This window comes from Streptomyces sp. NBC_00582 (genome assembly GCF_036345155.1).
GTDB lineage: Bacteria > Actinomycetota > Actinomycetes > Streptomycetales > Streptomycetaceae > Streptomyces.
Genome location: NZ_CP107772.1, coordinates 6,003,609 through 6,030,489, shown reverse-complemented (window position 1 = coordinate 6,030,489; position 26,881 = coordinate 6,003,609). Strand labels below are relative to the sequence as shown.

Annotated in this window: 25 protein-coding genes and 4 pseudogenes; 10 read left to right on the top strand and 19 right to left on the bottom strand. The window is 72.3% G+C overall.

Annotated elements, in window-relative coordinates; all coding sequences use genetic code 11:
* Positions 1-7 precede the first annotated feature (7 nt).
* Both OG852_RS27045 and OG852_RS27040 read right to left on the bottom strand, forming a co-directional pair.
* Positions 8-1,126 carry an ADP-ribosylglycohydrolase family protein gene (locus OG852_RS27045; protein ID WP_133912122.1) on the bottom strand — a complete coding sequence of 373 codons (1,119 nt, stop codon included), beginning with the start codon at positions 1,124-1,126 and terminating at the stop codon, positions 8-10.
* Positions 1,127-1,257: 131 nt separating this feature from the next.
* Positions 1,258-4,584: a tetratricopeptide repeat protein gene (locus OG852_RS27040; protein ID WP_330349204.1), complete on the bottom strand. Its 3,327-nt coding sequence runs from the start codon at positions 4,582-4,584 to the stop codon at positions 1,258-1,260.
* 103 nt (positions 4,585-4,687) lie between these two features.
* Between OG852_RS27040 and OG852_RS27035 the strand changes: the two genes are divergently transcribed.
* A complete protein-coding gene (locus OG852_RS27035; RefSeq protein ID WP_133912120.1) occupies positions 4,688-5,212 on the top strand; it encodes a DUF2165 domain-containing protein in 525 nt (174 codons plus the stop codon).
* Positions 5,213-5,223: 11 nt separating this feature from the next.
* Here OG852_RS27035 and OG852_RS27030 read toward each other — a convergent pair whose 3' ends face one another.
* From OG852_RS27030 to OG852_RS27020, 3 genes are all read right to left on the bottom strand, one after another.
* Positions 5,224-5,811 (bottom strand): hypothetical protein, encoded by a 588-nt coding sequence (locus OG852_RS27030; protein WP_133912119.1) that lies wholly within the window; start codon positions 5,809-5,811, stop codon positions 5,224-5,226.
* A gap of 48 nt (positions 5,812-5,859) precedes the next feature.
* The gene (locus tag OG852_RS27025) at positions 5,860-8,463 is read right to left on the bottom strand and encodes a bifunctional FO biosynthesis protein CofGH (RefSeq protein ID WP_330349203.1); all 2,604 of its coding nucleotides are present in this window, start codon (positions 8,461-8,463) and stop codon (positions 5,860-5,862) included.
* 68 nt (positions 8,464-8,531) lie between these two features.
* Positions 8,532-9,398 (bottom strand): LLM class F420-dependent oxidoreductase, encoded by an 867-nt coding sequence (locus OG852_RS27020; protein WP_330349202.1) that lies wholly within the window; start codon positions 9,396-9,398, stop codon positions 8,532-8,534.
* Between the two features lie 344 nt (positions 9,399-9,742).
* On the opposite strand from OG852_RS27020, the pseudogene OG852_RS27015 reads away from it, so the two are divergent.
* Both OG852_RS27015 and OG852_RS27010 read left to right on the top strand, forming a co-directional pair.
* Positions 9,743-9,934, top strand: a pseudogene (locus OG852_RS27015) (CehA/McbA family metallohydrolase); the annotation flags it as partial.
* A 136-nt stretch (positions 9,935-10,070) separates the two neighbouring features.
* Entirely contained in the window at positions 10,071-10,790 is a 720-nt protein-coding gene (locus tag OG852_RS27010) for a hypothetical protein (RefSeq protein WP_330349201.1), read from the top strand.
* 91 nt (positions 10,791-10,881) lie between these two features.
* Here OG852_RS27010 and OG852_RS27005 read toward each other — a convergent pair.
* Positions 10,882-11,130, bottom strand: a pseudogene (locus OG852_RS27005) (VOC family protein); the annotation flags it as partial.
* On the opposite strand from OG852_RS27005, the pseudogene OG852_RS27000 reads away from it, so the two are divergent.
* Positions 11,124-11,246 (top strand): annotated as a pseudogene (locus OG852_RS27000) (VOC family protein); the annotation flags it as partial. The pseudogenes OG852_RS27005 and OG852_RS27000 sit on opposite strands and share 7 nt — an antisense overlap.
* Positions 11,247-11,409: 163 nt before the next feature.
* On the opposite strand, the pseudogene OG852_RS51035 reads toward OG852_RS27000, so the two are convergent.
* Together OG852_RS51035 and OG852_RS26995 are read right to left on the bottom strand one after the other, a co-directional pair.
* Positions 11,410-11,592: pseudogene (locus tag OG852_RS51035) on the bottom strand (GNAT family N-acetyltransferase); the annotation flags it as partial.
* Between the two features lie 102 nt (positions 11,593-11,694).
* Positions 11,695-12,327 (bottom strand): TetR/AcrR family transcriptional regulator, encoded by a 633-nt coding sequence (locus OG852_RS26995; protein WP_133912115.1) that lies wholly within the window; start codon positions 12,325-12,327, stop codon positions 11,695-11,697.
* A gap of 112 nt (positions 12,328-12,439) precedes the next feature.
* On the opposite strand from OG852_RS26995, the gene OG852_RS26990 reads away from it, so the two are divergent.
* Both OG852_RS26990 and OG852_RS26985 read left to right on the top strand, forming a co-directional pair.
* Positions 12,440-13,249 (top strand): SDR family NAD(P)-dependent oxidoreductase, encoded by an 810-nt coding sequence (locus OG852_RS26990; RefSeq protein WP_330349200.1) that lies wholly within the window; start codon positions 12,440-12,442, stop codon positions 13,247-13,249.
* Between the two features lie 173 nt (positions 13,250-13,422).
* Positions 13,423-14,268: a hypothetical protein gene (locus tag OG852_RS26985; protein ID WP_330349199.1), complete on the top strand. Its 846-nt coding sequence runs from the start codon at positions 13,423-13,425 to the stop codon at positions 14,266-14,268.
* Between the two features lie 26 nt (positions 14,269-14,294).
* Here OG852_RS26985 and OG852_RS26980 read toward each other — a convergent pair whose 3' ends face one another.
* From OG852_RS26980 to OG852_RS26970, 3 genes are all read right to left on the bottom strand, one after another.
* Complete coding sequence (locus OG852_RS26980) at positions 14,295-14,576, bottom strand: hypothetical protein (protein WP_133912112.1); 282 nt, start codon at positions 14,574-14,576, stop codon at positions 14,295-14,297.
* Positions 14,573-14,848, bottom strand: coding sequence for a hypothetical protein (locus OG852_RS26975; protein WP_133912111.1), 276 nt, complete (start codon positions 14,846-14,848; stop codon positions 14,573-14,575). The genes OG852_RS26980 and OG852_RS26975 overlap by 4 nt, the downstream gene beginning before the upstream one ends.
* Positions 14,849-14,922: 74 nt before the next feature.
* Entirely contained in the window at positions 14,923-15,360 is a 438-nt protein-coding gene (locus OG852_RS26970) for an ATP-binding protein (protein WP_208117133.1), read from the bottom strand.
* Between the two features lie 191 nt (positions 15,361-15,551).
* Between OG852_RS26970 and OG852_RS26965 the strand changes: the two genes are divergently transcribed.
* Genes OG852_RS26965 through OG852_RS26955 form a run of 3 tightly spaced genes read left to right on the top strand, consistent with a single transcriptional unit; the run spans position 15,552 to position 17,205 of the window.
* Positions 15,552-16,403, top strand: coding sequence for a helix-turn-helix domain-containing protein (locus OG852_RS26965; RefSeq protein ID WP_330349198.1), 852 nt, complete (start codon positions 15,552-15,554; stop codon positions 16,401-16,403).
* A 10-nt stretch (positions 16,404-16,413) separates the two neighbouring features.
* The gene (locus OG852_RS26960) at positions 16,414-16,623 is read left to right on the top strand and encodes a DUF397 domain-containing protein (RefSeq protein ID WP_133912109.1); all 210 of its coding nucleotides are present in this window, start codon (positions 16,414-16,416) and stop codon (positions 16,621-16,623) included.
* A 27-nt stretch (positions 16,624-16,650) separates the two neighbouring features.
* The gene (locus tag OG852_RS26955) at positions 16,651-17,205 is read left to right on the top strand and encodes a hypothetical protein (RefSeq protein WP_330349197.1); all 555 of its coding nucleotides are present in this window, start codon (positions 16,651-16,653) and stop codon (positions 17,203-17,205) included.
* A 6-nt stretch (positions 17,206-17,211) separates the two neighbouring features.
* Here the strand turns inward: OG852_RS26955 and OG852_RS26950 are convergent, their stop codons facing one another.
* Positions 17,212-18,033, bottom strand: a complete 822-nt coding sequence (locus tag OG852_RS26950) for an endonuclease/exonuclease/phosphatase family protein (RefSeq protein ID WP_330349196.1) — start codon at positions 18,031-18,033, stop codon at positions 17,212-17,214.
* Positions 18,034-18,134: 101 nt separating this feature from the next.
* Here OG852_RS26950 and OG852_RS26945 point away from each other — a divergent pair, with 101 nt between their 5' ends.
* A complete protein-coding gene (locus OG852_RS26945) occupies positions 18,135-18,530 on the top strand; it encodes a nitroreductase/quinone reductase family protein (protein WP_133912106.1) in 396 nt (131 codons plus the stop codon).
* A 51-nt stretch (positions 18,531-18,581) separates the two neighbouring features.
* Here the strand turns inward: OG852_RS26945 and OG852_RS26940 are convergent, their stop codons facing one another.
* From OG852_RS26940 to OG852_RS26910, 7 genes are all read right to left on the bottom strand, one after another.
* A complete protein-coding gene (locus OG852_RS26940) occupies positions 18,582-19,130 on the bottom strand; it encodes a DUF3455 domain-containing protein (RefSeq protein ID WP_330349195.1) in 549 nt (182 codons plus the stop codon).
* A 188-nt stretch (positions 19,131-19,318) separates the two neighbouring features.
* Entirely contained in the window at positions 19,319-20,782 is a 1,464-nt protein-coding gene (locus tag OG852_RS26935; RefSeq protein ID WP_330349194.1) for an aldehyde dehydrogenase family protein, read from the bottom strand.
* Entirely contained in the window at positions 20,779-22,509 is a 1,731-nt protein-coding gene (locus tag OG852_RS26930) for an N-acyl-D-amino-acid deacylase family protein (protein ID WP_330349193.1), read from the bottom strand. The genes OG852_RS26935 and OG852_RS26930 overlap by 4 nt, the downstream gene beginning before the upstream one ends.
* Before the next feature lie 94 nt (positions 22,510-22,603).
* Complete coding sequence (locus tag OG852_RS26925; protein WP_133912103.1) at positions 22,604-23,722, bottom strand: LLM class flavin-dependent oxidoreductase; 1,119 nt, start codon at positions 23,720-23,722, stop codon at positions 22,604-22,606.
* A gap of 88 nt (positions 23,723-23,810) precedes the next feature.
* On the bottom strand, positions 23,811-24,605 hold the full coding sequence (locus OG852_RS26920; protein WP_330349192.1) for an SDR family NAD(P)-dependent oxidoreductase: 795 nt from the start codon (positions 24,603-24,605) through the stop codon (positions 23,811-23,813).
* Position 24,606: 1 nt separating this feature from the next.
* A complete protein-coding gene (locus tag OG852_RS26915; RefSeq protein WP_330349191.1) occupies positions 24,607-25,551 on the bottom strand; it encodes an LLM class F420-dependent oxidoreductase in 945 nt (314 codons plus the stop codon).
* Entirely contained in the window at positions 25,548-26,789 is a 1,242-nt protein-coding gene (locus tag OG852_RS26910; protein ID WP_330349190.1) for an amidohydrolase family protein, read from the bottom strand. Before OG852_RS26910 ends, OG852_RS26915 begins: the two co-directional genes overlap by 4 nt.
* Between the last annotated feature and the right edge of the window lie 92 nt (positions 26,790-26,881).

Sequence of the window (26,881 nt, the reverse complement as noted above, 5' to 3'; positions counted from 1 at the left end):
GGCCCGGTCAGGTCCCTCTCGGGTACCGGGCCAGCCACCCCGGTGACGCGCCCGCCGGGTTGTGCAGGGCCGGACCCTGGGTCATCTCCATCGCGAAGTCGTCGGCGAGTTCCAGGATCGTGGGACGGCCCTCCAGCTCGGCCAGCCAGGCCGGCGGGAGGGCCGTCTCGCCGTGCAGGGCACCGAGCAGCCCGCCGGTGAGACCGGCGGTCGGGGCGGAGGGGCCGCCCTGGTTCACCGCGAGGCGCAGCCCGTGTCTGACGTCCTCCGCGACGAGCGCGCAGTACACGGCGGCGGACAGCACCCCCGGCGCCCTCCCCTCCCCGAGCAGGTCCTCCACCCGTCCCGGCCCCGGCAGCCCCTGCCGTACGGCGCCCAGCGCGCGCTGCAACGCCTCGGAGACGGGTTCGTGCCCGGGCCACGCCGCCAGCAGGGCGAGCGCCCGCTGCACCGCGCCGTCGACGCTCTCGCCCCGGGCCAGCGCGTGCACGGTGACGGCGTACGCGCCCGCCGAGAGGTACGCCGACGGATGGCCGTGGGTCTGGGTCGCGCACTCGACGGCGAGCTGGGCGACGAGCTGCGGCTCCCAGCCGACGAGCAGCCCGAAGGGCGCGGAGCGGACCAGCGGCTCGGGCCCGTCGGCCGCCGGGTTCTTGGGGTCGTCGAGCGTGCCCATCCTGTCGTCGCCGAGCCCCATCAGGAGGGCGCGGGTCGGGTCCCGGCGGGCGTACAGCCACTCCTCGCGAGCCAGCCAGCCGTCGTCCTTGCGGCGCAGATCGGGGCCCCAGTCGCGCTGGGTGGCCGCCCATCTCAGATACGCCCGGTGCAGATCGGTCGGCGGATGCCAGGCACCGGTGTCGCGCCGGACCTGGGCCCGGATGAGTCCGTCCACGGTGAAGAGGCCGAGCTGGGTGTGGTGGGTGACGGCGCCGCGCCGCCCGAAGGCGGGGGCGAGGTCGACGACCCCGTCCGGCCCGTGCGTCTGCCGGATCTCCTCGATGCCCAGCCCGTCGACGGGCGCCCCCAGCGCGTCCCCGACGGCCGACCCCAGCAGGGTGCCGCGCACCCGGCTGCGGAAGTCCTGCTGCTCGGCACGCCCCCAGACGGCCCCTGATGTCGTACTCACCAAGTCCTCCCAAGGCCACCGGGCACCGTCCGTACGTACGACGTCCGTCACTGTAATCGAACGGGGTCAGGGGCTGGTGGTGGGTGGAGGGGTGGTGCAGGGCCGGTGGAGGTCTCCGGGGCGCGCCGGTGTCAGGCGGGTGGCGGCGACACGTCCGTGTGACGGGACCGTACGGCGTCCCGGGCCTCACCGACCCGGGCCAGTCGGGGGGTCAGGCGGGTGGTGTCGGCGCCCGGACTGTCGAGGAGGTCGGTGAGGGCCTGGGCGAGGCCGGCCAGGTCGTCCCAGTCCTGGTCGACGGCCAGCGCCTCGGCGAGCCGGCGGTCGGCCTCGGGCCAGTCGGAGAGGGCGCAGGCGGCGATGCACCGTGCCCGACCGAGTTCCCCGGCCGTCAGTCTGCCGTCCTGCGGGACCAGTCGTGCGAACTCCCGCCAGAGGGGTTCGGCCGCCCGCACCCCCCGGGTGCGGCCGTCCATCAGCGCCAGCAGGTAGACGCCGTTGAGCGGGTCCGTCGCGCGGACCCGCTCGGCGGCCTCGCGGGCCGCCGCCCACTCCCCGGTCCGCCAGTGCAGCTCGGCGCGGAGCAGGTCCGCCTCCTCGTCCGGCAGCGCGGCCCCGTCCGGGCCGGACAGCCGGGCGGCCGCCTCCTCCCACCGCTCCTGGTGCATCAGCAGTTCCACGGCGCTGCGGCGGGCCCAGTCCGCCTCCTGGGCGAGGGCGGCACAGCGCTCCACGTCGGCCAGCGCCTGCTCCAGACGCCCGGTGGCCATCCCCACCCGCGCCCGGCGGGCGAGCGCCCAGCGGTAGTCGGGGTCGAGCTCCAGGGCCCGGTCCAGACAGCGCAGGGCCTGCGCATGGTCCTTCAGGGCGTGGTACGCCGCCCCCAACGAGGCCCACGCGTAGTCGTACTCCGGGTCCTGCTCCACGGCGCGCCGCAGGGCGGTCACCGCCTCCTCGGGCCGGTCCGCCAGCCGGTACGCCTCGCCCAGTTCGGCGGCCGCCCAGCCGTCCTCGCCGTCCAGTGTCTCCACCCGTCGGAGGTCCTCGAACATGCCGTCCGGGTCGTCCAGCCGCCGCCGCGCCTGCGCCCGGCGCACCAGCGCCCAGATGTAGTCGGGGTACAGCTCGACGGCCCGGTCCAGATCGGCCAGGGCCTCCTCGGCGCGGCCCAGTTCGAGGAGGGCCGCGCCCCGGCTCGCGAGCGCGGACACGTAGTCGGGTTCGAGGGCGAGGGCGCGGGTGAGTTCGGTGACCGCCTCCTCGTGACGGCCCGCCAGCCGGTAGGTGTCGCCGCGCTCGGAGGCCACCCAGGCGGCGTCGGGCGCCAGGTCCACCGCCCGGTCCAGGTCGGCGAACGCCTCGTCCCACTCCTCCCGCAAGCGCCGTAGCCGCGCCCTGCGCACCCGCGCCCACAGGTAGTCCTCGTCGAGGCGGATCGCCCGGTCGAAGTCCGCGAGGGCCTCGTCGTACCGGCCCAGGGCGTGCCGGCACACCGCCCGGCCGGCCAGGGCGACGTCGTAGTCCGGGGCGAGGGCGAGGGCCCGGTCGAAGTCGGCGACCGCTTCCTCGAAACGGCCCGCCAGCCGGTGGGTCTCGGCGCGCTCGGCGACGATCCAGTAGGTGTCGGGGGCCAGCCGGTCCGCCCGGTCGACGGCCGCGAGGGCTTCGGTGAAGTCCTGCGTCATCTGGAGGGTGACCGCCCGGCCGTAGTGGGCCCTGACCAGGGTCGGATCGAGTGCGAGCGCCCGGTCGTAGGCGGCCAGGGCGGCCTCGTTCCGGTGGTCGGCGCGCAGCTCCCGGCCGTACAGCGCGTACGCCGTCGCCCGCCCGCGGTCGTCGAGGCCCGGCCGGTCCAGCAGCAGCCGTACCGCCGCCGTCACCCCGGCCGTGTCGTCCGCGAGCGCCTCGCCCAGGTCCCGGCCCCAGGCCGCCACGGCGGGCGCGTCCGCGGAGCCGCCCGCCTCCTCCATCATGCGGGCCCAGCGGCGGCCGATCACGGCGCTCTCCCGGCAGGCCGCCACGGCGTCGCGCAGGGCTTCGGGGAGCGCGGCACGCGGGCGGGCGCACAGCCGGTGGTACGTCTCCTCCAGCCGCAGTTCACGCCACGGTTCGTGCTCCCACTCCTCGTCGGTGGCGAGGTCGGCGGCCGCCTCCTCGCGTCGGTGCCGGAACGCCTCCGCCAGGCGGTCGTGCCGCTCGGTCCAGCTCCGCGGGGAGCGGCGCCGCTGGAGCCGTAGCATCGGCTCCCGCACCAGGTCGTGATAGCGCACCTGGGCGCCCCGGTCGTCCACGAAGGGCAGGCCTCGCAGCCAGCCGAACAGCGCGTCGGCGCCCTCCTGCGGGCAGTCGGCGGCCGAACGGAACACCTCCGCGTCCAGTCGCCGTGGAAGCGCGCAGGTCAGGGCGGCCGCCCGGCGCAACGGGTCCTGCTCCCACTTCAGGAACCGCTCCACGGCGGTGGCGCTGGGGTCCCCGATGTCGTCGGGGTCGGCGGGCCGCTGTCCGGCCAGGGTCGACACCAGCAGGGGCAGCCCGCCGGTGAGCCGCAGCACCTCCTCGACGACGGGTTCCGCCACCACCCCCTTGCCGGCGAGCAGTCCGCGCGCCTCGGTCTCGGTGAACGGCCCGAGCGGGACCTGGGCGACGAAGTCCGCGAAGCCGCCCCAGCGCGCCGGGGCGAGGGGGAGCTGTCCGGCCGTGACCACGACCGTGTTCTCGGGCAGGGAGGCGCCGTAGCGGTCGGTGGTCATCATCTCGTGCAGCCAGCCGTCGAGGACCGGCCCGGTCCGCTCGTAGGTGTCGAGGACCAGAACGACCCAGGGGGCCTCGGCCGCGACCTCGGCCAGTTCCCGCAACAGCACGGGGGTGAGGACCCGTTCGGGTGCGAGGAGGAGCTGAAGGTCCTCCTGGTTGCGGAGGCGGGAGCCGAGCCCGGCCCGCAGCCGGTCGGCGCCCTGGGCGAGCTGGACCGGGTCGAGGGCCCCGGCGAAGGCGCCGACGCCCGGCACCAGGCCGAGCCCCACCAGGGTCGCGCGGGCCGCCGCCATGCTCGCGGCGGACGGCCCGCCCGGCTCGGTCCCCGCCTCCACGACCGCCGCCGCCTCGTGCCGCCGCTCCCGGTGGGCGGCCAGCAGCCGCTCCAGCTCCTTGAACCGGTGGCCCTGCCGGGCGAACTGCTCCGCCAGCTCGGCCATCGCCTCGGGGACGCTGCCGACCCCCTCGTCGAGATACGCGGTCGGCGCGCCCCGCTCCCTCGCGAGCTGCTCCAACTCGCGGACCAGGAAGGTCTTTCCGACGCCGGCGTTGCCGTGCACATGGAACAGGAAGCGGTGCCGTTCGTCGTCCGGCGGCAGCTCCAGGTTCTCCCGGAAGGCGGCGCGCTCGGCGCCCCGGCCGACGAAGCCCTGCCGTCTGCGCCGCGCGATCAGCTCCTGCATCGACCGCTGGGTCCGCGCCATCGGTACGTCCCTTCCCCCGGACGTCCCCCGACGCCGGACGCCCCATTCTGGCGTACGTCAACTCGGAGGGGACACGGCGGACTTGGCGGGGTAGGGGACCGGCATGACCACGTCCACCTCACGTATCACGCAGACCTCACGCGTCCTTCCGCTCACGGCCACGCTCCTCACCGGGACGGTGGCCCTCTACATCGCCCTCGTGGCGTTCGGGAACATCACCGACTTCGGCACGAACCAGCAGTTCGTACGGCATGTCCTCGCGATGGACGACACGTTCAAGGACGACGACCTGATGTGGCGGGCGGTGACGAGCAAGGGGCTCCAGGACGCCGCGTACGTGGCGATCATCGCCTGGGAGACGGTGGCCGCCGTGGTGCTGACCGCCGGGACGTGGTTCTGGGCGCGCCGGGACCTCGCCCGGGCGCACACCTTCTCGACGTACGGCCTGCTGATGCTGATGCTGCTGTTCGGCGCCGGGTTCATCGCGATCGGCGGGGAGTGGTTCGCGATGTGGCAGTCGAAGACCTGGAACGGGCTGGAGGCGGCGACGCGGGTGTTCGTGTTCAGCGGGGTGGTGCTGCTGGTCGATCTGCTGGCCCACCGGGAGGCCCGGCAGGACACCGCCTGACCGCTGACGGCCTACTCGACGACCCTGACCTTCGTCCCCAGGTCCCCGAACGCCCACAGGGCCGCCCCGTCCGCCTTCGGCATCCGGATGCCGCCGGTTCTGGCGTCGGCGGCGGCCGGGGGCGGCGAGGAGCCGTCGACGGCGTTGGAGAAGGCGATGTTGACGCCGGAGACGACCGAGAAGTAGATGATGTGCTCGATCTCGACGCCGTCGGAGCCCGTCGTGGTGTCCTTGCGGACGGAGATCGTGTAGGTGCCGGGCGCGGGCGCGATCGCGCCCGGCCAGACCGTGAAGGTACGGCGGGCCGTGTCGTCCGCGTCGACCAGCCAGACCCGGTGCGCGGAGAGGTCGTAGACGACCCGGCGGCCGGTGCCGGAGGCCTCGGGCACGCCGGTCGCGGCCGGGGACGCCGAGGCCTTCGGCGAGGCGGACGCCCGCGCACCCGGCGCGGCGGACGCCGACGCGCTCGGCCGGACGGCGGCGGCCGTCGGATGCGGGCCCCGCTCGGCCTGCACCGTCAGCACACCGACCGCGGCGATCGCGCCGGCCGTCAGGCCGGTGACCCAGACCCACGAGGGAAGTCGGGCAGGCACGGGCACCCATCTCCTCAGCTCCAGAACCCTCCGATGAGGGTCGGATCATCGTACTCACTCCAGCACGGGCAGGAGTTCCGGAAGATGCCCGTCCGAGGCCCGGGCGGTGCGCTGCCGCTCCTCGGGAACCTCGCCGTACAGGGTGGTGCGCGGGCGGGCCGGACGGCCGGCGGCCTCGGCGACCGCGATCAGGTCCTTGACGGACTTGTAGGAGCCGTAGGAGGAGCCCGCCATGCGGGAGATCGTCTCCTCCATGAGGGTCCCGCCGAGGTCGTTCGCCCCGGAGCGCAGCATCTCCGCCGCCCCCTCGGTGCCGAGCTTCACCCAGCTCGTCTGGATGTTCGGGATGTGGGGGTGCAGCAGGAGCCGGGCCATCGCCGTGACCGCCCGGTTGTCGCGCATGCTCGGGCCGGGGCGGGCGATGCCGGCCAGGTAGACGGGGGCGTTGGTGTGGATGAAGGGCAGGGTGACGAACTCGGTGATGCCGCCGGTCCGTTCCTGGATGCCGGCCAGGGTGCGCAGATGGCCGAGCCAGTGCCGGGGCTGGTCGACATGGCCGTACATCATCGTCGAGGTCGACGGGATGCCGACCTCGTGGGCGGTCGTGATCACCTCGATCCAGGTGGCCGTGGGTAGCTTGCCCTTGGTGAGGACCCAGCGGACCTCGTCGTCGAGGATCTCGGCGGCGGTCCCGGGGATGGAGTCCAGGCCCGCCTCCTTGGCGGCGATCAGCCACTCGCGGATCGACAGGCCGGTGCGGGTCGCGCCGTTGACGACCTCCATCGGCGAGAAGGCGTGCACATGCATGCCGGGGACCCGGGACTTCACCGCCTTCGCGATGTCGAAGTACGCGGTGCCGGGCAGGTCCGGGTGGATGCCGCCCTGCATGCAGACCTCCACCGCGCCCACGTCCCAGGCCTGCTGGGCGCGGTCCGCCACCTGATCGAGGGACAGCGTGTAGGCGTCGGCGTCGGTGCGGCGCTGTGCGAAGGCGCAGAAACGGCAGCCGGTGTAGCAGACGTTGGTGAAGTTGATGTTCCGGGTGACGATGTAGGTGACGTCGTCGCCGACCGCGGCGCGGCGGACGTCGTCGGCGATCCGGGTCAGCGCGTCCAGCGCGGGACCGTCGGCGTGCAGCAGCGCGAGCGCCTCGGCGTCGGTGAGCCGCGTCGGGTCGTCGGCGGCCGTGGCGAGCGCCTGCCGTACGTCCGTGTCGATGCGCTCGGGCACCATGCCGGGGGCGGCCGCCTCCCGCAGGGCGGACCAGTCGCCGTACACCTCGTCGAAGTCCTCACGCCGGTCGGTCGTCCGGCCCTCGGTGTCGATGGCGGTGTGCAGATCCGTCCGGCCGGACGCCGTGAACACCTCCTCCGGCTCCTGCCACGGCCGGCCCTCGACCACCGCGTCCGGCAGCGCGAGGCCGGTGGCCGGGTCGGCGAGCGCGCGGACGTGCGGCAGCAGCCGCGGGTCCAGCCAGGGTTCGCCGCGTGTGACGAACTCGGGGTAGACGCAGAGACGTTCGCGCAGCTCGAAGCCGGCCGCGGCGGAGCGGGCGGCCAGCTCCTCGATCTGCGGCCAGGGGCGTTCGGGGTTGACGTGGTCGATGGTCAGCGGGGAGACCCCGCCCCAGTCGTCGATGCCGGCCCCGATCAGCCGCTCGTACTCGCCGGCGACGAGGTTGGGCGGGGCCTGGAGGTTGGCGGACGGGCCCATGAGGTGGCGGGCGACGGCCACCGCCGCGACCAGCTCGTCGAGTTCGGCGTCCGGCATGCCGCGCATGGCCGTGTCCGGCTTGGCGCGGAAGTTCTGGATGATGAGTTCCTGGATGCCGTGGTGGGCGCGGGAGATCCGGCGCAGGGCGAACAGCGACTCGGCCCGCTCCTCGTAGGTCTCGCCGATCCCGATGAGGATGCCCGAGGTGAAGGGGACGGAGGAGCGGCCGGCGTCCTCCAGGACGCGCAGCCGGACGGCGGGCTCCTTGTCCGGGGAGCCGTGGTGCGGGCCGCCGGGCTCCGACCACAGCCGGGTGGCGGTCGTCTCCAGCATCATGCCCATGCTGGGCGCGACCGGCTTCAGCCGCTGGAAGTCGGTCCAGGACATCACCCCGGGGTTGAGGTGCGGGAGCAGCCCGGTCTCCTCCAGGATCCGGACGGAGACGGCGCGGACGTAGGCGATGGTGTCGTCGTAGCCGTGCGCGTCGAGCCACTCGCGCGCCTCGGGCCAGCGGTCCTCGGGCTTGTCGCCGAGGGTGATGAGGGCTTCCTTGCAGCCGAGCGCGGCGCCGCGCCGGGCCACGTCGAGCACCTCGTCGGGGGACATGAACATCCCGTGCCCGGCGCGCCGCAGCTTGCCGGGGACGGTGACGAACGTGCAGTAGTGGCACTTGTCCCGGCACAGCCGGGTGAGGGGGATGAAGACGCTCTTCGAGTAGGTGATGACACCGGGCCGGCCGGCCGCCTCGAGGCCCGCGTCGCGCACCCGGGCGGCGGACGCGGCGAGGTCGTCGAGGGCCTCGCCGCGCGCCTGGAGCAGGACGGCCGCCTCGCTCACATCGAGCGCGACGCCGTCCCGGGCACGTTTCAGAGCGCGACGCATGGAGTTCTCGGTGGGGCCGGGAAGAGGGCCGGGGCCGGTTCCGGAGGTCGCGGAAGTCGTCATCTCTTGAGCATACGTTCGGGCTGATCAGGGCTGGTGGGGGAGCCCGATTCGTCCCTCACCGCAGGTCGTTACAGGGTGTCACTGGCACCGGTGACATGAGCGCCGTACTCGTCGAGGGCCTTGAGGATCTCGCTCTCCCCCGCGGGCGGGAGCTGGAGCACGACCTCCTCGATGCCGAGGTCGGCGTAGTACGCGAGCTTGCCCGGGGAGGGGTGGACGGCGTACGGCACGACCTGGAGCGCCTCCGGTTCGCGCCCGGCGTCCGCCCAGGCGGCGCGCAGCACCGGCAGGGTCTCGGACAGGCCGCGCCCGCCGATCGGCAGCCAGCCGTCGGCGTACTCGCAGATGTGGGCGAACAGCTTCGGCCCGGCGGCCCCGCCGATGAGCGTGCGCGGCCCGACGACCCGCCCGCGCGGCTGCTGCACGGGCTTGGGATGGGCGCTGCTGGCCCGGACGGACCCGAACACGCCCTCGTAGGCCGTCGGCTCCTCGCTCCACAGGGCGCGCATCAGCGCCATCCGGTCCCGCACCAGCTCGCGCCGTGTCCGCCACTCGACGCCGTGGTCGGCGGCCTCCTCCACGTTCCAGCCGAAGCCGAGGCCGAGGGTGAGCCGGCCGCCGGAGAGGTGGTCGACGGTGGCGATCTGCTTGGCGAGGTCGATCGGGTCGTGCTGGGCGACGAGGGTGATGCCGGTGCCGAGACCGAGGCGCTCGGTGACGGCGGCGGCCTGGCCGAGGGCGACGAAGGGGTCGAGGGTACGGCCGTACTCGCGGGGCAGGTCGCCGCCCGCCGGGTACGGGGTGGTCCGCTCGACGGGGATGTGCGTGTGCTCGGGGACGTAGAGCCCGGCGAACCCGCGCTGTTCCAGCTCCCGGGCGAGGCGGGTCGGGGTGATCGTCTCGTCGGTGAGGAAGATCGTTACGGCGATGCGCATGGCGGGCCTTTCGGTACCGGTTCCTCTGTGTTCATCTGGGCCGGTTCATCTGTACCGGGAGAACAGGCCGGTGTCCATACCGACCGGTCGGCATCGCAGTTCGGACACAGGAGGAGGGTGACGTCGTGACGGACGCGCAGGACAGCCCGATGGCACGCCGGACCTTGTTGGCGACGGGCACCGCCACCGCGCTTACCTTGGGGAACGTGGACTTCGCCGCCGCCGAGGGACGGCCGGGCCGGGAGCCGGAGACCAGGACGGTCCGGGGCACCCTGCCACCCGCTCCCCCGACTTCGCGTACGTGCCGGTCGACGTGCCGGCGGGCGTACGCGAGCTGAGGGTGTCGTACGGCTACGGACGAGGGGGTGGTGTTCACGAGCGCCCCGCTGCCGGAGTCGGGGGCGGGGGTCGTGGAGTGGCGTACGACCCCGGCGCCCGCCGCGTACGTACGGGCGGAGGTACGGCACGAGGCGACGACGGGGCCGCTGCCGGGGGCGTTGGCCGCGTTCACCAATCCGGTGTTCCTGGGGAGATGAGGGAGGGGGTGATTGCCGGAACCCGGTAAGGAGGGGCGGCTTCCGGCTGCCGACCGCCCGCCTTGTCTTCCTGGTTCCGGCGAGGAGAGGCTGTGACGCAGGGCCTCACCGACAACGAAAACGGGGGACACCGAAAGTGTCGAGGACAAGACTCCGGGGTGCGCTGCTCCTGCCGCTGTCCCTGATCCCGGCCGTGGCCGCCTACTTCGTCCTCACCGTCTGGCTCCCGCAGGACATCGCGCGCTACCGGGACTACGCGCGGGCCGAGCCCTGCGCCGCGGGGACGTCGGCCCGGGAGCACGAGGACTGCCTCCGCGAGGCCACCTTCACCGTCGAGGGGACGAAGATCAAGGACGGCGGCAGGAACAGCGTCTACGAGGCGACGCTGTCCGGAGCGCCCTTCTGGAACGGTGTGCTGTCCTTCGGCGACGCGACCCCTCTGCTGTCGCGACTCGAGCGGGGCGACCGGGTCACCGGCACGGTCTGGCGCGGCGACGTCATGTCGCTCAGCCGCCACGGCGTCCGTCAGAGCTCCGCCGACGAGCCGCGCGACGAACCCCAGATGATCGCCGCCCTGGGCACCTGGGCCGGCCTCCTCTCCGCGCTGGGCCTCGCCACGGGGTCCGCCCGCCTGGCCGGCGCGCGCACCTTCCCCTGGCGGGGCTTCGGCAAGCCCCTGCTGATCACCGTCTCGATCGCCTGCCCCGTGGTGGGCCTCCTGTCGGTGTGGTGGGGTCTCCCGTGGTGGATCACTCCGGCCCTCCTCGTCCCGCTCCTGACCTACACGGCCTGGGAACTCCACCGTTATCCGCAGCGCCGCCCGAGGCCCACGGCGCCTGGGCCGCCGGACGGCTAGCGCCGCGGCACCAGGTCGGGATGCGTCCCAGGGTGGCGTGCCCCGACGAGGGCACCGGACCCGATCCCCGCCAACCAGTTCCTCGTACGCATCACACGGGGGCGAGGACGCACAGCTCGTGGCCCTCCGGATCGGCCAGGCACGTCCACGGCACGTCGCCCTGGCCCAGGTCGAGGTCGGTGGCGCCGAGCGCCCGCAGCCGGGCCACCTCGGCCTCCTTGTCGTCACCGGGGTAGGGCAGCAGGTCGAGATGGACACGGTCCGGGACGGTCCTCACGTCGGGCGTGCGGAGCAGCTCCAGATACGGCCCGACGTCCCCGGCGGAACGCAACACCGCGTGGTGTCTACCGGGACACCGGGCCGATCGCCGCGGTGGTGGTCGATTGTGTGGATCCACGGGCCATGGCCCGGTTCTGGGACGGGGCGTTGGACTGGACCCTGCGTGAAGTGAGCGACGTGGTTGTCGACATGGCAGATGCTGACGACGTGGTCCAGACGCACCTCGCCGAACGCGAACGCCAGGACCTCTCGGGCCGCTTCGGTGGCATAGCCCCGCCCCCCACGAACGGCGTCGCAGCCGCCAGCCGATCTCCACCGTCGGCATGACCTCGGAGAAGTAAGCCAGAACAGCCAGTCCCACCCAGCCGATCAGCTCGCCGGTCGCCGTCTCCTCGGCGGCGAACAGGCCGTAGCCGCGCTCGTCCCAGCCCGTGCGCACTCGAGCCAGCGCCGCGGCGGTCCGCTCACGGGTGGCGGGGGAGCCGTCGCCGATGTGGCGCACGACTTCCGGATCCGCGTCCATCTCCGCCAGAGGGTCCAGGTCGGCGTCTCTCCACTGCCGCAGCCGCAGCCGTACGGTGCGGAGTTCGGGGTGTCGCGATGGCACGGGCGTCTCCCGGGGCGGTCAGGGTGTGGTGCGGACAGTCGTGAGGGCCTGGTCGTACGTCTGGGTGATGTCCGTGGTGCCGGCGGTTCGGACCCAGAGTTCGGTGGCCGTGTCGAGGCAGGCGAAGGCCGTGGTGATGACCGCCAGGGCGCGCGGGTCGGGGACCGGGCCGTGGGGGATGCCCATGCGGGTCTCGATGCCGGGGACGAGGGCGGCCTGCCAGCGGAGCCGCTTCTCGATGGCGCGGGCGCGCAGGGACGGGGTGTTGAGGATCAGGGTGCTGATCTGAAGGACCCGGTCGGGGGTGTGGTTGGCCACCAGGACGGCCTCGAAGCCGGCACGGAGCGCGTCCCACGGGGAGGCGTCGGCGGGCTGGGCGTCGACGGTGTTCTTGAGCAGCTCTCCCAGGGCCTCCTGGTCGCCGCAGACCAGATCCTCCTTCGTACCGAAGTAGCGGAAGAGGGAGCGCTGGGAGATCCCGGCCTCCTGGGCGATCTGGGCGATCGTCGTCCGCTCGTAGCCGCGCTCGGCGAACAGCTTCAGCGCCGTGTCCAGAATGGCGGCGACCGCGACCTGGCGCGAGCGGTCCCACAGCGTCGGAGGTGCCGGCGGCGTCGACGGATCCGGCTTCGGCGACTTCGGATTACCCATACGGCCAAGATATCGAGCAGCCCACTCCGGGCAGTCACGGTTTTTCTGGCAGTAACTGCCAGGGTGGCGTACGGTGCCAGAAAGGAAGAGCAGTTCTCGAGAGGGGTGCCTCATGTCCCAGGTCGACTATCGCGGCCAGACCACTCTGATCACCGGCGCCGGCTCCGGCATCGGGGCGGAGTTCGCCCGGCAGCTCGCCGCGCGGGGATCCGATCTGGTGCTGGTGGGCCGAAGGCGTGAGCGGCTGGAGGCGCTGGCGGGGGAGCTCGTCCCCACGTACGGCGTCGAGGCCGTCGCCCTCCCCTTCGATCTGGCACAACCCCTGGCCGGGGAGGCCCTCGCGGCCGAGGTCGAGCGGCGGGGGCTGGCGGTGACCAGCCTCGTGAACAACGCCGGATTCGGGACGTACGGCCCCTTCCACCGGGAGGACTCCGAGCGACTGCGCGCGGAGATCGCCGTCGACGTGACCGCCGTGGTCGACCTCAGCCGTGCGTTCATCGAGCGGCTGCGGAGTGCGGGGCGGGGCGTCCTCGTCAACGTCGCGAGCATGGCCGCGTATCAGCCGGATCCGCATATGGCCGTCTACGGGGCGACCAAGGCGTTCGTCCTGAGCTTCACCGAGGCGCTGTGGTACGAGTCGCGCGGGACGGGGCTGCGTGTCATCGCCCTGTCCCCCGGCGCGACCAGGACCGAGTTCTTCGACGTCGTCGGCACGCTGGACGCGGCGGGCGGCACCCGCCTGAGCGAACCCGCTGACGTGGTCCGCGACGCGCTCCGCGCCCTGGACCGACGAAACCCTCCGCCGAGCGTGATCTCCGGACGCCTCAATCGCGCCATGACAGTCGCGGGACGGCTCGTCAGCCGACGCCGGATGGTCAGGACGATGGGCCGGATGACCACGCCACCCCGCACAGCCGGATGACCGTGCCACCCTGCACAGCCGGATGACCACGCCACGCCGCACGGCCGGATGGCCACGCCACCCCGCACGTGGCCGGATGCCTGTCCCGCCTCCGCGAGCGGTCGGATGACGCCCGTCGACCCGTTCGGCCTCGCGACCGGGCGGGTCGGCCGCGGGCCGTCTACTCTCGGCGCGTGGGACAGCCCGAGCAGCGCGCCGAGGGCGCGGGACCGTTCACGACCCGGCTCACCTGGCGGCCTCCCGGTGGGGGCACCGCCGTATGGGAGTCGCGGCCCGCGCGGCGGCGCGGGGTCATCGCCGTCCGCGCGCCCGGCGCGCCCGCCGGGAGCCGCACCAGCGCCGACGCGGCCGCCCTCCACCGGCTGCGCCTGCTCAACGCCATCGCCGCGACCGCGTTCGTCATCGGCGGCGCCCTCTTCGCGCTCGGCGCCGGTGTCGCCCAGTTCGGCTCCGGCGACGCCACCACCTGCGCCTCGATCTACTTCGCGGGCGGCCTCTTCTTCAACACCGGCGGTTACGTCTCCCTCCTCCAGGTCGTCAACGCGCCCCGGCACGTCCCCGGCGGCGAGGGCCGGCTCGTCACCCCCCGCTGGCACTGGTGGAGTTACGAGCCCACGCGCATCGACTGGCTGAGCGTGTTCGTCCTCTTCGTCGGCACCCTCGTCTTCGGCGTCAACCTGCTGGACTCCTTCCTCCAGGGCCTGAGCGTCCAGCAGGTCAACCGGCTGATCTGGGTGCCGGACGTGATCGGCTGCGCCCTCTTCCTGATCTCCGGCCACCTCGCCTTCTCCGAGATCTGCCACGCCCACCGCCCCTGCCTGCGCTGCCGCAGTCTCGGCTGGTGGATCGTCGCCGTGAACCAGTTCGGCTCGGTCCTCTTCATGGTCTCGGCGATGGCCGCCTACACCCGCCCCGCCACCGACAGCCTCGTCAATGGGGACATCGCCAACTGGGGGACACTTCTGGGTGCGGCCTGCTTCTCGCTCGGCGGCGTCCTCCAACTCTTCGAGCGCCCCTGACGTCGGCGTGTAGGCCCGTCGAGGACTCAGTCCACCACCTGCGGATCACGGAAGTAGTAGACGATCGTCACTCCCATGCCCTGGGTGTACGTATAAACGACCGTGATCGCCTCGGCTGAGTCACGGGCGAGAGGGGTCGTGTACGTGTACTCGACGGACGGCGGGCGCCAGCCGGGGATCTCTCGGCCCACCGCCGGGTCGCGTCCGATCGCCAGGAGCGCATCCCGGACGACCTCCCGCTCCCCTTCGGTCAGCTCACCGAACGCCTTCCTCGCGGGCTCGGCCTCCTCCAGGGGGACATCGTTCACGCGCGGCCGCCTCCGCCGCGCGCGTCCTCCAGAGCGGTCATGATCTCCGGCGAGTTCCTGATCAGGATCCGGTGTCGGTAGGCCCGTACCACTGCCGCCGCGCCCGCGAAGTCGTTGGTCGGTGCGGCTCCTATGGCGGCGGCCAGCTCCTGCTCGAAGCGCTCCCGGTCACCCGGGAAGCCGTAGCGGCTGAGCGCACTGCGCAGATCGTCCACCGTCCGGATCTCCGGAAGAGGCATCGCTCCCCAGTCCTGCTCGGGCTGTGCGCTCATGGTCTGCTCCTGATGAACGGGGCATGGCTCCACTTCCAGTATGGCGCCGGCCGACCGGGCCGGACAGCGCGTACTCACCACGCCGCCTCGCCTCCGCAGTCCGCCCACAGCAGCTTGCCGCCCTTCGAGGCTCCGAGTTCTCGCAGTACGGAGACACCGATCTCGTCGACACACGCACGTACCAGGTGCAGGCCACGGCCGCCTTCCGTGTCAGGAGGCGGTACGGGGTCCTTGTCGGCTGAGAATCCGGGCGGGACTTTGGGGTCCGTGTCCCATACGGCGACCCGTAGGCGGCCGGGGTGCGGGGACAGCACCCGTAGGGAGTACGGGCCCTTCGTGTGGCAGTGCGAGTTGGCGAGCAGTTCGCCCGCGACCAGCTCCGCCGTGGGGGTCAGCTCGCGGAGGTCATGGGCGGCCAGGATCAGTCTGAGGGTGCCTCGCGCGATACCCGGTGCGCGTGGATCTCGGGGAAGGTGCAGGGTGTAGTTCCAGGACGGGGATACGGTGGCCATGGAAGTCTCCGGTCACTGAGGGGAGTTGGACGAGTGCCTGGTGTCATTGCCGCAGCGTCCCGCGGTGCGCTTCCGGGCGGGGCGCCTGTGCAAGAAGGTAGGGGCACTGCAAAGTACCTTTGCGAGATTCCGAAGAATCTCGGCACCTTTCCCCTCGTGTGGGTGACGATCTCCCTGGTGGAAGAGGGCTCATGACGACGCGGCCCGCTCCCACGGCACGACGAATCCGGCTGGCCACAGAGCTGCGCAAGCTCCGCGAGCGGGCCGGTCTGACGTCAACAGAGGCAGCGAAACTCCTCGGCACCAGCTCCGGGCAGCTCAGCAACGTCGAGTCGGCCCGGTTCGGGGTGAGTGCCGAGCGGGTCCGCGCGATGGCGACCATGTATTCGTGCGCGAGCCCGCCCTACGTCGACGCCCTTGTCGCCATGGCGGCTGACAGGAGGCGTGGCTGGTGGGAGACGTTCCGGGAGGTGCTCCCACCCGCCCTTCTGAACATCGCGGAGGTGGAGTTCCACGCCACCGCTCTCCACTCGGCCAACACCGCGCACATCCCGGGGTTGCTCCAGACAGCGGACCACGCCCGGGAGATCTTCCGGCAGGTCGTCCCCGCATTCTCCCGATCGGACATCGAGCACCGCGTGAGCCACCGGTTGCAACGCCAAGGGCTTCTGGACCGCGAAGACCCGACACCGTTCCGCGCGGTGATCCACGAAGCCGCACTGCGCGTGCCCGTCGGCGGAGCTGCTGCCGCCAAGCGGCAGTTGGAGCACCTGGTGGAGCAGAGCGAACGCGAACACATCACGATCCAGGTGATCCCTTTCGCCATCGGCGCCTACCCGGGATCCGGGCAGAACATCCACTACGCGTCCGGGCCTGTCCCCCAGCTCGACACCGTTTCACTTGACCAGTCCCATGGTCCCGTACTCGTCGACGCCGAGGCAGAGTTGGAGATGTACCGCATCCTGCTGGACCGTGTGCAGCGCGTGGCCATGGCGCCTTCGAAGTCCCGCGACTTCATCCACGCGCTCATTCAAGACCTGTGAAGGGGAGTCGATGTCCTCCTACGCCTGGCAGAAGTCGTCGTACTGCGGACAAGGCGAATCGTGCGTCCACATATCCGCCGACCCCCACCCCCGCACCATCCACCTCACCGAATCCGCCGACCCCTCCCACGCCGTCCTGACCACCACACCCGCCGCCTTCGCCGCCCTCCTTCTCGCCGGGCGGAAACCGGGAGGGCTGTCGTCGCGTCCTCGCCCCTGAGGGGATCCGATGTGGAGGGGGCCGTACATGAACGCGGGTCAGCAAACGGAGTTCCACGCCTCGTGCGGGCACCAGATCTCGGCGCCGGCCGACCGGGCCGGGCAGGACGTGCGCTGTCCCCACTGCCACCAGGTGGTCCGGGTCCCGCGGCCCGACGTCCCGTACGCCTCCCCCGTCCCCGTGCCCGCCAGTGCCGTCGAGCCCGCCGCGCTGACCGCCGTGTACGTGGTGGCGCTGCTCGGGGGGCTCGCCGGAGCCTTTTACATCTACTTCCTCGCGTTCGACGACTTCTCCGAGTCCGAACTGGTCTCGATCACCCCGCTGTGGTTCTTCCCGATCGTCCTCGGGCTGTACGGCTTCGTCTCCCAGCGGCTGCTGCGCCGGATGGCGACGGGCGGCGCGAGGACCCTGAACGAGGCCGCCCGGATGTCGATCGACGTGGCCGGGCACTGGGCGGCCCTGGTCCTCTTCCCCTTCCTGGTGCTGAGGTGGCGCAGCTCGCTGCTCGTGTCGCTGGCGGCGGCCGTCTTCTGGGCCGTGCTGCTGTGGCTGTTCTTCGCGCTGGTCTTCCCGAGCCTCTGAGCCCGGTCAGTCCCCTTCCGCCAGGTCCGCCACCACCGCCGCGTGGTCCGACGGCCACACCCCGTCCACCGGGGTCAGGCCCGCCCGCCGTACGGCGCGGACGTGGCCCTCGCCGGACGGGCCCGGGGGGCCCACGTGGATGTGGTCGATGCGGGACGGGGGTTCGAGGACGCGAGCCGCGTAGGGGTTCTCGGGGGTCCAGGTCGCCGACGGGGCCGACGGGTCGGCGTAGTCCCAGGCGTCGTAGAGGATCCGGCCGGGGACGGGCGGTGCGGTGCGCCGGCCGTCGAGGAGGCGGACCTCGTCGGAGTCCGGGCCGGCGTTGAAGTCGCCGGTGACGACCGGGGGGTGCGGGGTGTCCCCCGACGACGACCACACGAACTCCGCCAGCGCCCGCACCTGCTCGCAGCGGACCACGGACGCGCCCGGCGCCGAGGTGAGGTGGACGGTGAAGAAGGGGATGTCGTGGGAGCGGGTCGCCAGGCGGGCGTACAGGGCCTGGCGGCCGTCCGCCAGGTCGGGCGGGGCCGGGAGGAGCAGGGTCCGCTGTTCGGTCACCGGCCAGCGGCTCAGGACCGCGGTGCCGATGTCCACCGTGTCGTCGCCGATCCGGCGGCGCCAGCGCTCCGGGGCCGGGGAAGGCGCCCACGCGCAGTGCAGGCCCAGGTCGGCGGCCAGCCACTCCGCGAGGTTCTCGCCGTCCGCCGCCCACACCTCCTGGAGGCCGACCACGTCGGGGCGCAGGTCGCGCAGGACGGCAAGGACCGCCTTCTGCCGCTCGCGCCACGGGCCGAAGCGCCACCAGAGGTTCCAGGTCACCACGCGCACGAACAGGCACCCGCTCTCGTCACGACGACGGCATGGGCGACCATTGAAGCAAGCGAAGCAAGTGCCGCAGCAGAGCCTTACGCCAAGGAGTCCACCGGCCGATGTCCCGACCCCACGACCTCCGCTTCCGCGCGACCACCGCGATCCAGCGTCACGTCGCCAATCCGCTGATGCGCCGTCTGCCGTTCCACACGCTTCTGGAGACCACCGGGCGGGTCTCCGGCCGGCCCCGGCGCACGCCGCTGGGCGGCCGGCGGGTCGGTGACACCTTCTGGCTGGTGTCGGAGTTCGGGGAGCGGTCGCAGTACGTCCGCAACATCAAGGCCGATCCCCGCGTGCGGGTACGGATAGCGGGGCGCTGGCACACGGGTACGGCCCATCTGCTGCCCGACGACGACCCGGTGGCCCGGCTGCGCACCCTGCCGAAGGCCAACAGCACGGCCGTACGGGCCCTGGGGACGCAGCTGCTGACGGTGCGGGTGGATCTGGACGGCTGAAGAACGGCCTCAGTGGCCCCCTCGCACCGGGGGCCACTGTCGGCCGGCCCGTCACTTGGCGGGCTTGTAGAACGCGTAGGTCGCCGTGTACGGGACGCCGACCTGGTCGGTGCCGGTGCACGCGGTCGTCGGGGCGACGCCGCCGGTCGTGTTCAGGCGCTGGATGTAGGTGACGCCGGCGAAGGCGCCCGTGCCGCGCGTGGCGGTGGCCTGGAGAAGGAGCTCCGGGATGGTGCCGGCCTTGGGCGAGTTGGCGATCGAGGAGGCGTTCACCGCGCTGCCGTCGACCGTGGAGACCCAGACGGGGCCGCGGGAGTGCAGGGCGACCGTGCGGCCTCTCCTGTCGGACAGGGTGGCGGCGGGCTCCAGGAGCTTCCAGGCGCCGTCGGTGCAGGTGTAGGTCTGTACGCCACGGGCGGGGTACACACCGGTGAGCTTGTTGCCGTCGGGGACGGCGAGGGCGGCCGGGGCCTTCACGGTGGCCGCGGCGGCCACGGGCTCCGAGGCGGCGGCGTTGCCCGCCGTCGTACCCAGGAAGATGCCGGCGGCCGCGGCGGCGGCGGCCGTGGTGGTGAGGACGAGACGCTTGGCGTGCTTCAAGTCGGCGCTCCGAAAGGGTTTCTGAATATTACTCAGGGGTAGACAAGACTGAATGAGCCCGTCCATGTCCCCTGCCCCGGGACGCTACGGGCTCACCGGAGGATTCCCAGGCCGATCGGCCGAATGTGGACCTCCTGAACCCCCCTGTCTGCACGCCCGGGACAGCCCTCGTGGCGCCAAAGGGCATCTCATCCCGGCCAGACGATCGCCTGCACCTCGCTGTAGGCGTGCAGCGCGTACGAGCCGACGTCACGGCCCACACCGCTCTGCTTGAAGCCGCCGAAGGGGGCCTCCATGTTGCGGCCGACGGTGTTCACGCCGACCCCGCCCGCCCGCAGGCGCCGGGCCACCCGGAAGGCGCGGGCCACGTCACCGGACCAGACGTAGTCGATGAGGCCGTAGTCGCTGTCGTTGGCGAGGGCCACGCCCTCCTCCTCCTCGTCGAAGGGGATGACGACGACCACCGGTCCGAAGATCTCCTCCCGGGCCACCCGCATGTCGTTCGTGCAGTCCGCGAGCAGGGTGGGTGCGATGTAGAAGCCCCGGTCCGGGGAGGGGTGTTGGGCGTCCGTGACGACCATCGCACCCTCCTTCCTGCCGAGTTCGACGTACGACTCCACGCGGTCGCGGTGCGCGGCGGAGATCACCGGTCCGACCACCGTGTCCCGCTCGCGGGGGTCCCCCACCTTCAACCGGGCGGCATAGGCCGCGAGTTGCTCCACCAGCCGGCCGTACACCCCGCGCTGCGCCAGCACCCGCGTCGGCGCCGTGCAGATCTGGCCGCTGTAGAAGGAGAAGGTGGTGCCGATGCCGGCGACGGCCGAGGCGAGGTCGGCGTCGTCGAAGACGAGCGCCGCGCCCTTCCCGCCCAGCTCCATCAACTGGCGTTTCATCCCGCGCCCGCACACCTCGGCGATGCGTTGCCCGACCGCCGTGGATCCCGTGAAGCTCACCATGTCCACATCCGGCGACTCCACGACGGCCTCGCCGACCGCGACCGACCGCCCCGAGACGACGTTCACCACCCCGTGCGGCGCCCCGGCCGCCTCCAGCGCCTCCGCCATCCGGTAGACGGACAGGGGGTCCTGCGGGGCGGGCTTCACGACCACCGTGTTGCCCATGGCCAGCGCCGGGGCGATCTTGCCGGCCGGGTTCGCCCAGGGGTTGTTGTACGAGGTGACGCAGGCGACCACCCCGACCGGCTGCCGCACGGCGAGCGCGCCCATCACGCCCGCCCTCCCGATCGGCCCGGCCTCGTTGATCTGCGGCGGGATCGCCCACTCGGCGGGCTCCACGCGCGCGTACCGGCGAAAACGGGCCGCGGCCACCCCGACCTGCATCCCGCGCGCGGTGCCGGTCGTGGCGCCGGTCTCGGCCTGCGCGAGCAGGGCGTACGGCTCCAGACGGCCGCGGATGAGGTCGGCGGCCCGGCCCAGGATCGCCGCCCGCTCCTCGGGTGCCGTGCGGGACCACGGACCGAAGGCCTCCCGGGCCGCCGCGCAGGCCGCGAGGGCCTGCTCCCGGGAGGCCTCCGGCGCCCCGCCGACGGTCTCCTCGGTCGCCGGGTCGGTCACCTCGTAGTGCCCGCCCTCCGGCTCCACCCACGCCCCGCCGACGAACAACCGCTGCCCGTCGCCGCCGCCCGGACTCACCGGGTGCTCACCGTCTCGGTGTCCCGCCCCGAGCGCAGCACCCGCCCCGGCACCGCCCCGGTCACCGCGTCGTCGCGGATGGCCTCGACGCCGTTGACCCAGACGGCCCGTACGCCCACCGCCCTGGAGTCCAGCCGTGGACTGTCACCCGGCAGGTCGTGCACCAGGGTGGCCTTGCCCGCGTCGATCCGCTCCGGGTCGAACAGGACGAGGTCCGCATGCCAGCCCTCCCGCACCCGCCCCCGTTCCCGCAGGCCGAACAGCCGCGCCGGGTCGTCGGTCAGCATCTTCACCGCCTGTTCGAGACCGGTCAGCTTCCGCCCGCGCAGACAGTCGCCCAGGAAGCGGGTGGTGTACGGCGCCCCGCACATCCGGTCCAGATGCGCGCCGGCGTCGGAGCCGCCGAGCAGGACGTCCTCGTGCTGCCAGGCCTCGGCCCGCAGGGCCCAGGAGGCGGGGTCGTTGTCGGTGGGCATCGGCCACAGCACGGTCCGCAGGTCGTCGGCCACGCAGATCTCCACCAGGCAGGAGAAGGGATCGAGCCCCCGCTCCGCCGCGATGTCCGAGACGACCCGCCCGGTGAGGCCCTCGTTGGCCGCGCTGTAGGTGTCGCCGATGACGTACCGCCCGAAGTTCGTCAGCCGCCGGAAGACGCCCGCCTCCCTGGACTCGGCCCGCCGCACCAGCTCGGCCCGCACGTCCGGATCCCGCAGCCGCTCGATCCGCTCCGGCACGGGCAGCCCCAGGACCTCTCCCCACCCGGGGATCAGATTCAGCGCGCAGAACGTGCCGAGGGACATGTTCATCGGCGTGAGGATCGGCATGGTGAGCGCCACCACCCGGCCCCCCGCCTTCCGCGCCCGCTCGCTCGCCACGAGCTGCCGCGGCACCCGTTCCGGCACGGCCGAGTCGATCGTCAGGACGTTCCAGTTCAGGGGCCGCCCGGCCGCCGCGCTCATCTCCACGAACAGATCGATCTCGGCGTCGCTGAACTGGTCCAGACACCCGGCGACGATCGCCTCGATCTGCGTCCCCTCGTGCTCACCGACGGCCCGCGACAGCGCCAGCAGCTCCTCCGGCCCCGCATGCCGCGAGGCGACGGGCTGCCCGTCCCCGTCGGAATGCGTGGACGACTGCGTGGTCGAGAACCCCCAGGCGCCGGCCTCCATGGCCTCGTGCAGCAGCCCTACGATCGCCTCCAGCTGCTCGGCGCTCGGCTGCCCCCCGACCGCCTCCGCGCCCATCACATACCGCCGCAGCGCGCAGTGCCCCACCATGAACCCGGCGTTGACGGCGATCCGCCCCTCCAGGGCATCCAGATACTCCCCGAAGGAACTCCAGCTCCACGGCGCCCCCTCCTCCAACGCCACCAGCGACATCCCCTCCACCTTGGACATCATCCGGCGGGTGTAGTCGGCGTCGGCAGGACGGTCGGGGTTGAGCGGCGCGAGCGTGAACCCGCAGTTCCCGGCGGCGACCGTGGTCACCCCGTGGTTGAGGGAGGGGGTGGCGTACGGGTCCCAGAAGAGCTGGGCGTCGTAGTGGGTGTGCGGATCGACGAACCCGGGGGCGAGGACGAGCCCGGTGGCGTCCTCGGCCGTCCGGGACTCCTCGGTGATCGTGCCGATGACGGCGATACGACCGTCGCGGATACCGACGTCGGCGACGAACCCCGGAGCCCCGGTCCCATCGACGACGGTCGCACCTTTGATGACGTGATCGAGCATGCGGCCCCTCCTGAACTCCGAGGCGATGAGGATCTTTCAGGGGCGCGGGGAACTGCGCGACCGGCCACGACGCACCCGCACCCCGCAACGGCGATCAAGCGGCTTGACGGAACCGGGTCGTCCGGTGGACCGGATCCGTGTCGATCTTGGGAATCACATGCTCCCCGATCAGCCGGATCGTCTGCAGCGTCTCCTCCTTCGGCACCCCCACCGGCAGCCCGAACGACAACTGATCGGCCCCGGCCTGCTCCCACCGCTTGCACTGGCGCAGCACCTCGTCCGGATCCCCGCAGATCAGCAGCTCCTCCTCGACGAGCAGCTCCACGAACTCCGGCGTGTACTCGGGCAGCGTCTCCGGCCACTCGGGGAACCCCTCGGGCCGCGGGAAGGTGTCGTGGTACCGGAACACCAGCGAGGGCAGATAGTGCAGCCCCCCGTTCGTGGCGATCCGAATGGCCTCGTCGTGCGTGGGCGCGCAGATCGCCGTCGTCGTCACCATCACGTTGTCGTTGACGAAGTCCCCGACGGGTTCCGCGTCGACGATCGCGGTCTTGTACTTCTCCAGCACCCACTCCATGTCGGAGACCTTCTGGATGCTGAACCCCAGGACGCCGAGCCCCTTCTTCGCGGCCATCTCGTACGACGGCGGCGACCCGGCCGCGTACCACATCGCCGGATGCGACTTGCCGTACGGCTTGGGCAGCACCTTCCTCGGCGGGAGCTGCCAGTGCTTGCCCTGGAAGCCGACGTACTCGTCCTGGAGCCACATCTTGGGGAACTCGGCGATGGTCTCCTCCCAGATCTCCTTGGTGTAGTTCATGTCGGTGATGCCGGGCAGGAAGCCGAGGATCTCGTGCGACCCGGCGCCCCGCCCGCTGCCGAACTCGAAGCGGTTCTGGCTGAGGTGGTCGAGCATGGCGACCTTCTCGGCCACCTTCACGGGGTGGTTGACCTGGGCAAGGGGGTTGAAGATGCCCGATCCGAGGTGGATCCGTTCCGTCGCGTGGGCGAGGTAGGCGAGGAACACCTCGTTGGCGGAGAGGTGGGAGTACTCCTCCAGGAAGTGGTGCTCCGACGCCCAGGCGTACTTGAAGCCGGAACGGTCCGCCTGGATGACGTACTCGGTCTCCTCCATCAGCGCCTTGTGCTCGGCGAGGGGGTCGGTCTCGGCGCGCTTGCCCACGTATCCCTGTACAAAGAGCCCGAATTCCACCGCGGTTCACCGTCCCATGTCCAGGTGGTCCTGCTGAGTCCTACGACTTTCTGACGTACCGTCAGAAAGGTCAATAGCTGACGGCTCGTCAGATGACACTGACCCCGGCGAGCCATCCCCCGTCGATCACGAACGGCTGCCCGGTGATGTACGAGGACTCCTCCGAGGTGAGGAACAGCGCCAGCCGGGCCACCTCCTCCGCCCGCCCGATCCGGCCCAGCGGCACGAGCTTGCGGTAGAGCTGGTCCAGCGCCCGGGTGGTCTCCTCGGGGTCCGCGTCGGGGTCCAGCCGGGCCGGATTGGACATCGCGGTGTCGATGGCACCGGGGCACACGGCGTTGACGCGGATACGGCGGGGCGCCAGCTCCAGGGCGGCGACCCGGGTGAGGCCGAGCACGGCGTGCTTGGTCGCGGCGTAGGCGCCGACGGCCGCCATGCCGGTGAGCCCGGTGTAGGAGGCGGTGTTGACGATGGTGCCGCCGTCGGCGAGCTGCGGCGCGACCGTGCGCACGCCGAGGAAGCAGCCGACCTGGTTGACCTGGACCACCTGCATGAACTCGTCGAGGGGGGTGTCGACCAGGGCGTTGAAGCGCAGGATCCCGGCGTTGTTGACCAGCCCGTCGAGATGCCCGTACGCCTCCTTGGCGGCCCGTACGGCGGCGGTCCACTCCTCCTCGCGGCCGACGTCGAGGTGGACGTAGAGCGCGTCGATCTCCTCGGCGAGGGCCCGGCCCCGGTCGTCGAGGACGTCCGCGACGACGACCCGGGCGCCCTCCTCCCGGAACAGCCGCGCCTCCTGCTCGCCCTGCCCGCGCGCGGCGCCGGTGACCAGGACGACCCGTCCGTCGAGTCTTCCGCCGAGTCCTCCGTCGGGCTTGCCCATGTCAGTCTCCTCGCAGCCGGGGGGCCACCTCGGCCCCGAACGCCGTGATCTGGTCGATGAGTTCGGCGCGGTCGCGGCAGCGGAAGCGGACCTGGATCTGGTCCACGCCCAGCGCGGCATAGGCGCCGAGGGACTCGGCGAGGGCCTCGGGGGGCCCGGTGAGGGTGCGGCGGCCGGTGTCCCAGGCGGGAGCGCCGACGTAGAGGGGCTCGGTGATGGCGCCCACGGAGAAGGAGGTCCCACGGTCGCCCCGCAACCGCCGTATCCGTTCGATCTGCGCGGGCAGCCGGTCCCTGGGGTCGCCCTGGGGCAGCCAGCCGTCGCCCTTGAGGGCGGCCCGGCGGACCGCCGCCGGAGAGGAGCCGCCCACCCACAGCGGCACCCGCGCCTGGGCCGGCCGGGGCCGCTGCCCGAGCCCCTCGAAGTCGTACCGCTTGCCGTGGTGGACGGGGAACTCCTCCGGCCCGAGCGCGGCCCGCAGCGCGTCGATCGTCTCGTCCAGGACGGCGCCCCGGTGCTCGAAGTCCGCCCCGAGCGCCTCGAACTCCTCCCGTACGTGTCCGGCGCCGACCCCGAGGATCAGCCGGCCGCCGGAGAGCGCGTCCAGGGTGGCGTACTGCTTGGCCGTGACGAGGGGGTGGCGCAGACCGACGACGGCGACGTGGCTGAGCAGCCGGACGTGCTCGGTGACGGCCGCGAGGTGGGCGAGGGTGGCCACGGGGTCGTACCAGACCGTGCTCATCGCGTCCGCGAGGCGGCGCGGGATCGCCACGTGGTCGCAGACGGCGAGGTAGGCGAAGCCTGCGCGGTCGGCGGCGCGGGCGAGCGCGACGAGGTCGGCCGGGCCCGCGTCGGCCTCCCAGGGCTCGGCGTACATCGTGGACTGGGACTGGACGGGGAGCTGGATGCCGTAGGAGAGGCGCGGCGGGGGCCCGTCGAGGCTCACCGGGGGCTCCACAGGCCGTCGGGGGTCAGTCCGAGCAGGTCGATGGCGTTGCCGCGCACGATCCGCTCGACGACCTCCGGGTCCAGGTGGCCCATCTGGGCCTCGCCGACCTCGCGGGACTTGGGCCAGGTGGAGTCGGAGTGGGGGTAGTCGGTCTCGTAGAGGACGTTGGCGAGACCGATGGAGTCCAGGTTCCGCAGGCCGAAGGCGTCGTCGAAGAAGCAGCCGTAGACGTGGTCGGCGAAGAGCTCGGACGGGGGCCGGTGGACCTTGTCGGCGACGCCGCCCCAGCCCCGGTTCTCCTCCCAGACGACGTCGGCGCGCTCCAGGATGTAGGGGATCCAGCCGATCTGGCCCTCCGCGTACATCACCCTCAGGTTCGGGAAGCGTTCGAACTTGCCGCTCATCAGCCAGTCGACCATCGAGAAGCAGCAGTTGGCGAAGGTGATGGTGGAGCCGACGGCGGGCGGGGCGTCCGCCGAGGTGGAGGGCATCCGGCTGCTGGAGCCGATGTGCATGGCGACGACCGTGCCGGTCTCGTCGCAGGCGGCGAGGAAGGGGTCCCAGTAGTCGGTGTGGACCGAGGGCAGGCCGAGGTGCGGGGGTATCTCGGAGAAGGCGACGGCGCGGACCCCGCGGGCGGCGTTGCGGCGGACCTCGGCGGCGGCCAGTTCGGCGTCCCACAGGGGGATGAGGGTGAGCGGGATGAGCCGGCCGTGTGCGTCCGGGCCGCACCACTCCTCCACCATCCAGTCGTTGTAGGCGCGCACGCAGAGCAGGCCCAGCTCGTGGTCGGCGGCCTCGGTGAAGGTCTGGCCGCAGAAGCGGGGGAAGGTGGGGAAACAAACCGCGGACTGCACGTGGTTGACGTCCATGTCGGCGAGACGGGAGGGGACGTCGTAGGAGCCGGGGCGCATCTGCTCGTAGGTGATGACCTCCAGCTTGATCTCGTCCCGGCTGAAGCCGACGGCGGTGTCCAGGCGGGTGAGGGGGCGCTTGAGGTCCTCGTAGACCCACCAGTCGCCGAGGGGGCCGTCGTCGCCGGGGCCGCCCATGACGGGCCTGAAGTGGCCGCCGAGGAAGGTCATCTCCTTCAGCGGGGCGCGCACGATGCGCGGACCGGTGTCGAGGTGCTTCTTCGGGAGCCGGTCCTGCCAGACGGTGGGGGGTTCGACGGTGTGGTCGTCGACGGAGATGATCAGCGGGAGAGGAGTCGTGGTGCCGGATGTGGTCTCCATGGGGGCACGGTAGCGCTGATCTGACGGTCCGTCAGCTGTATCAGACGGGGGCGAAGTTGATCGACTCTGTGGAGAGGTGTGCGTCCCGGATG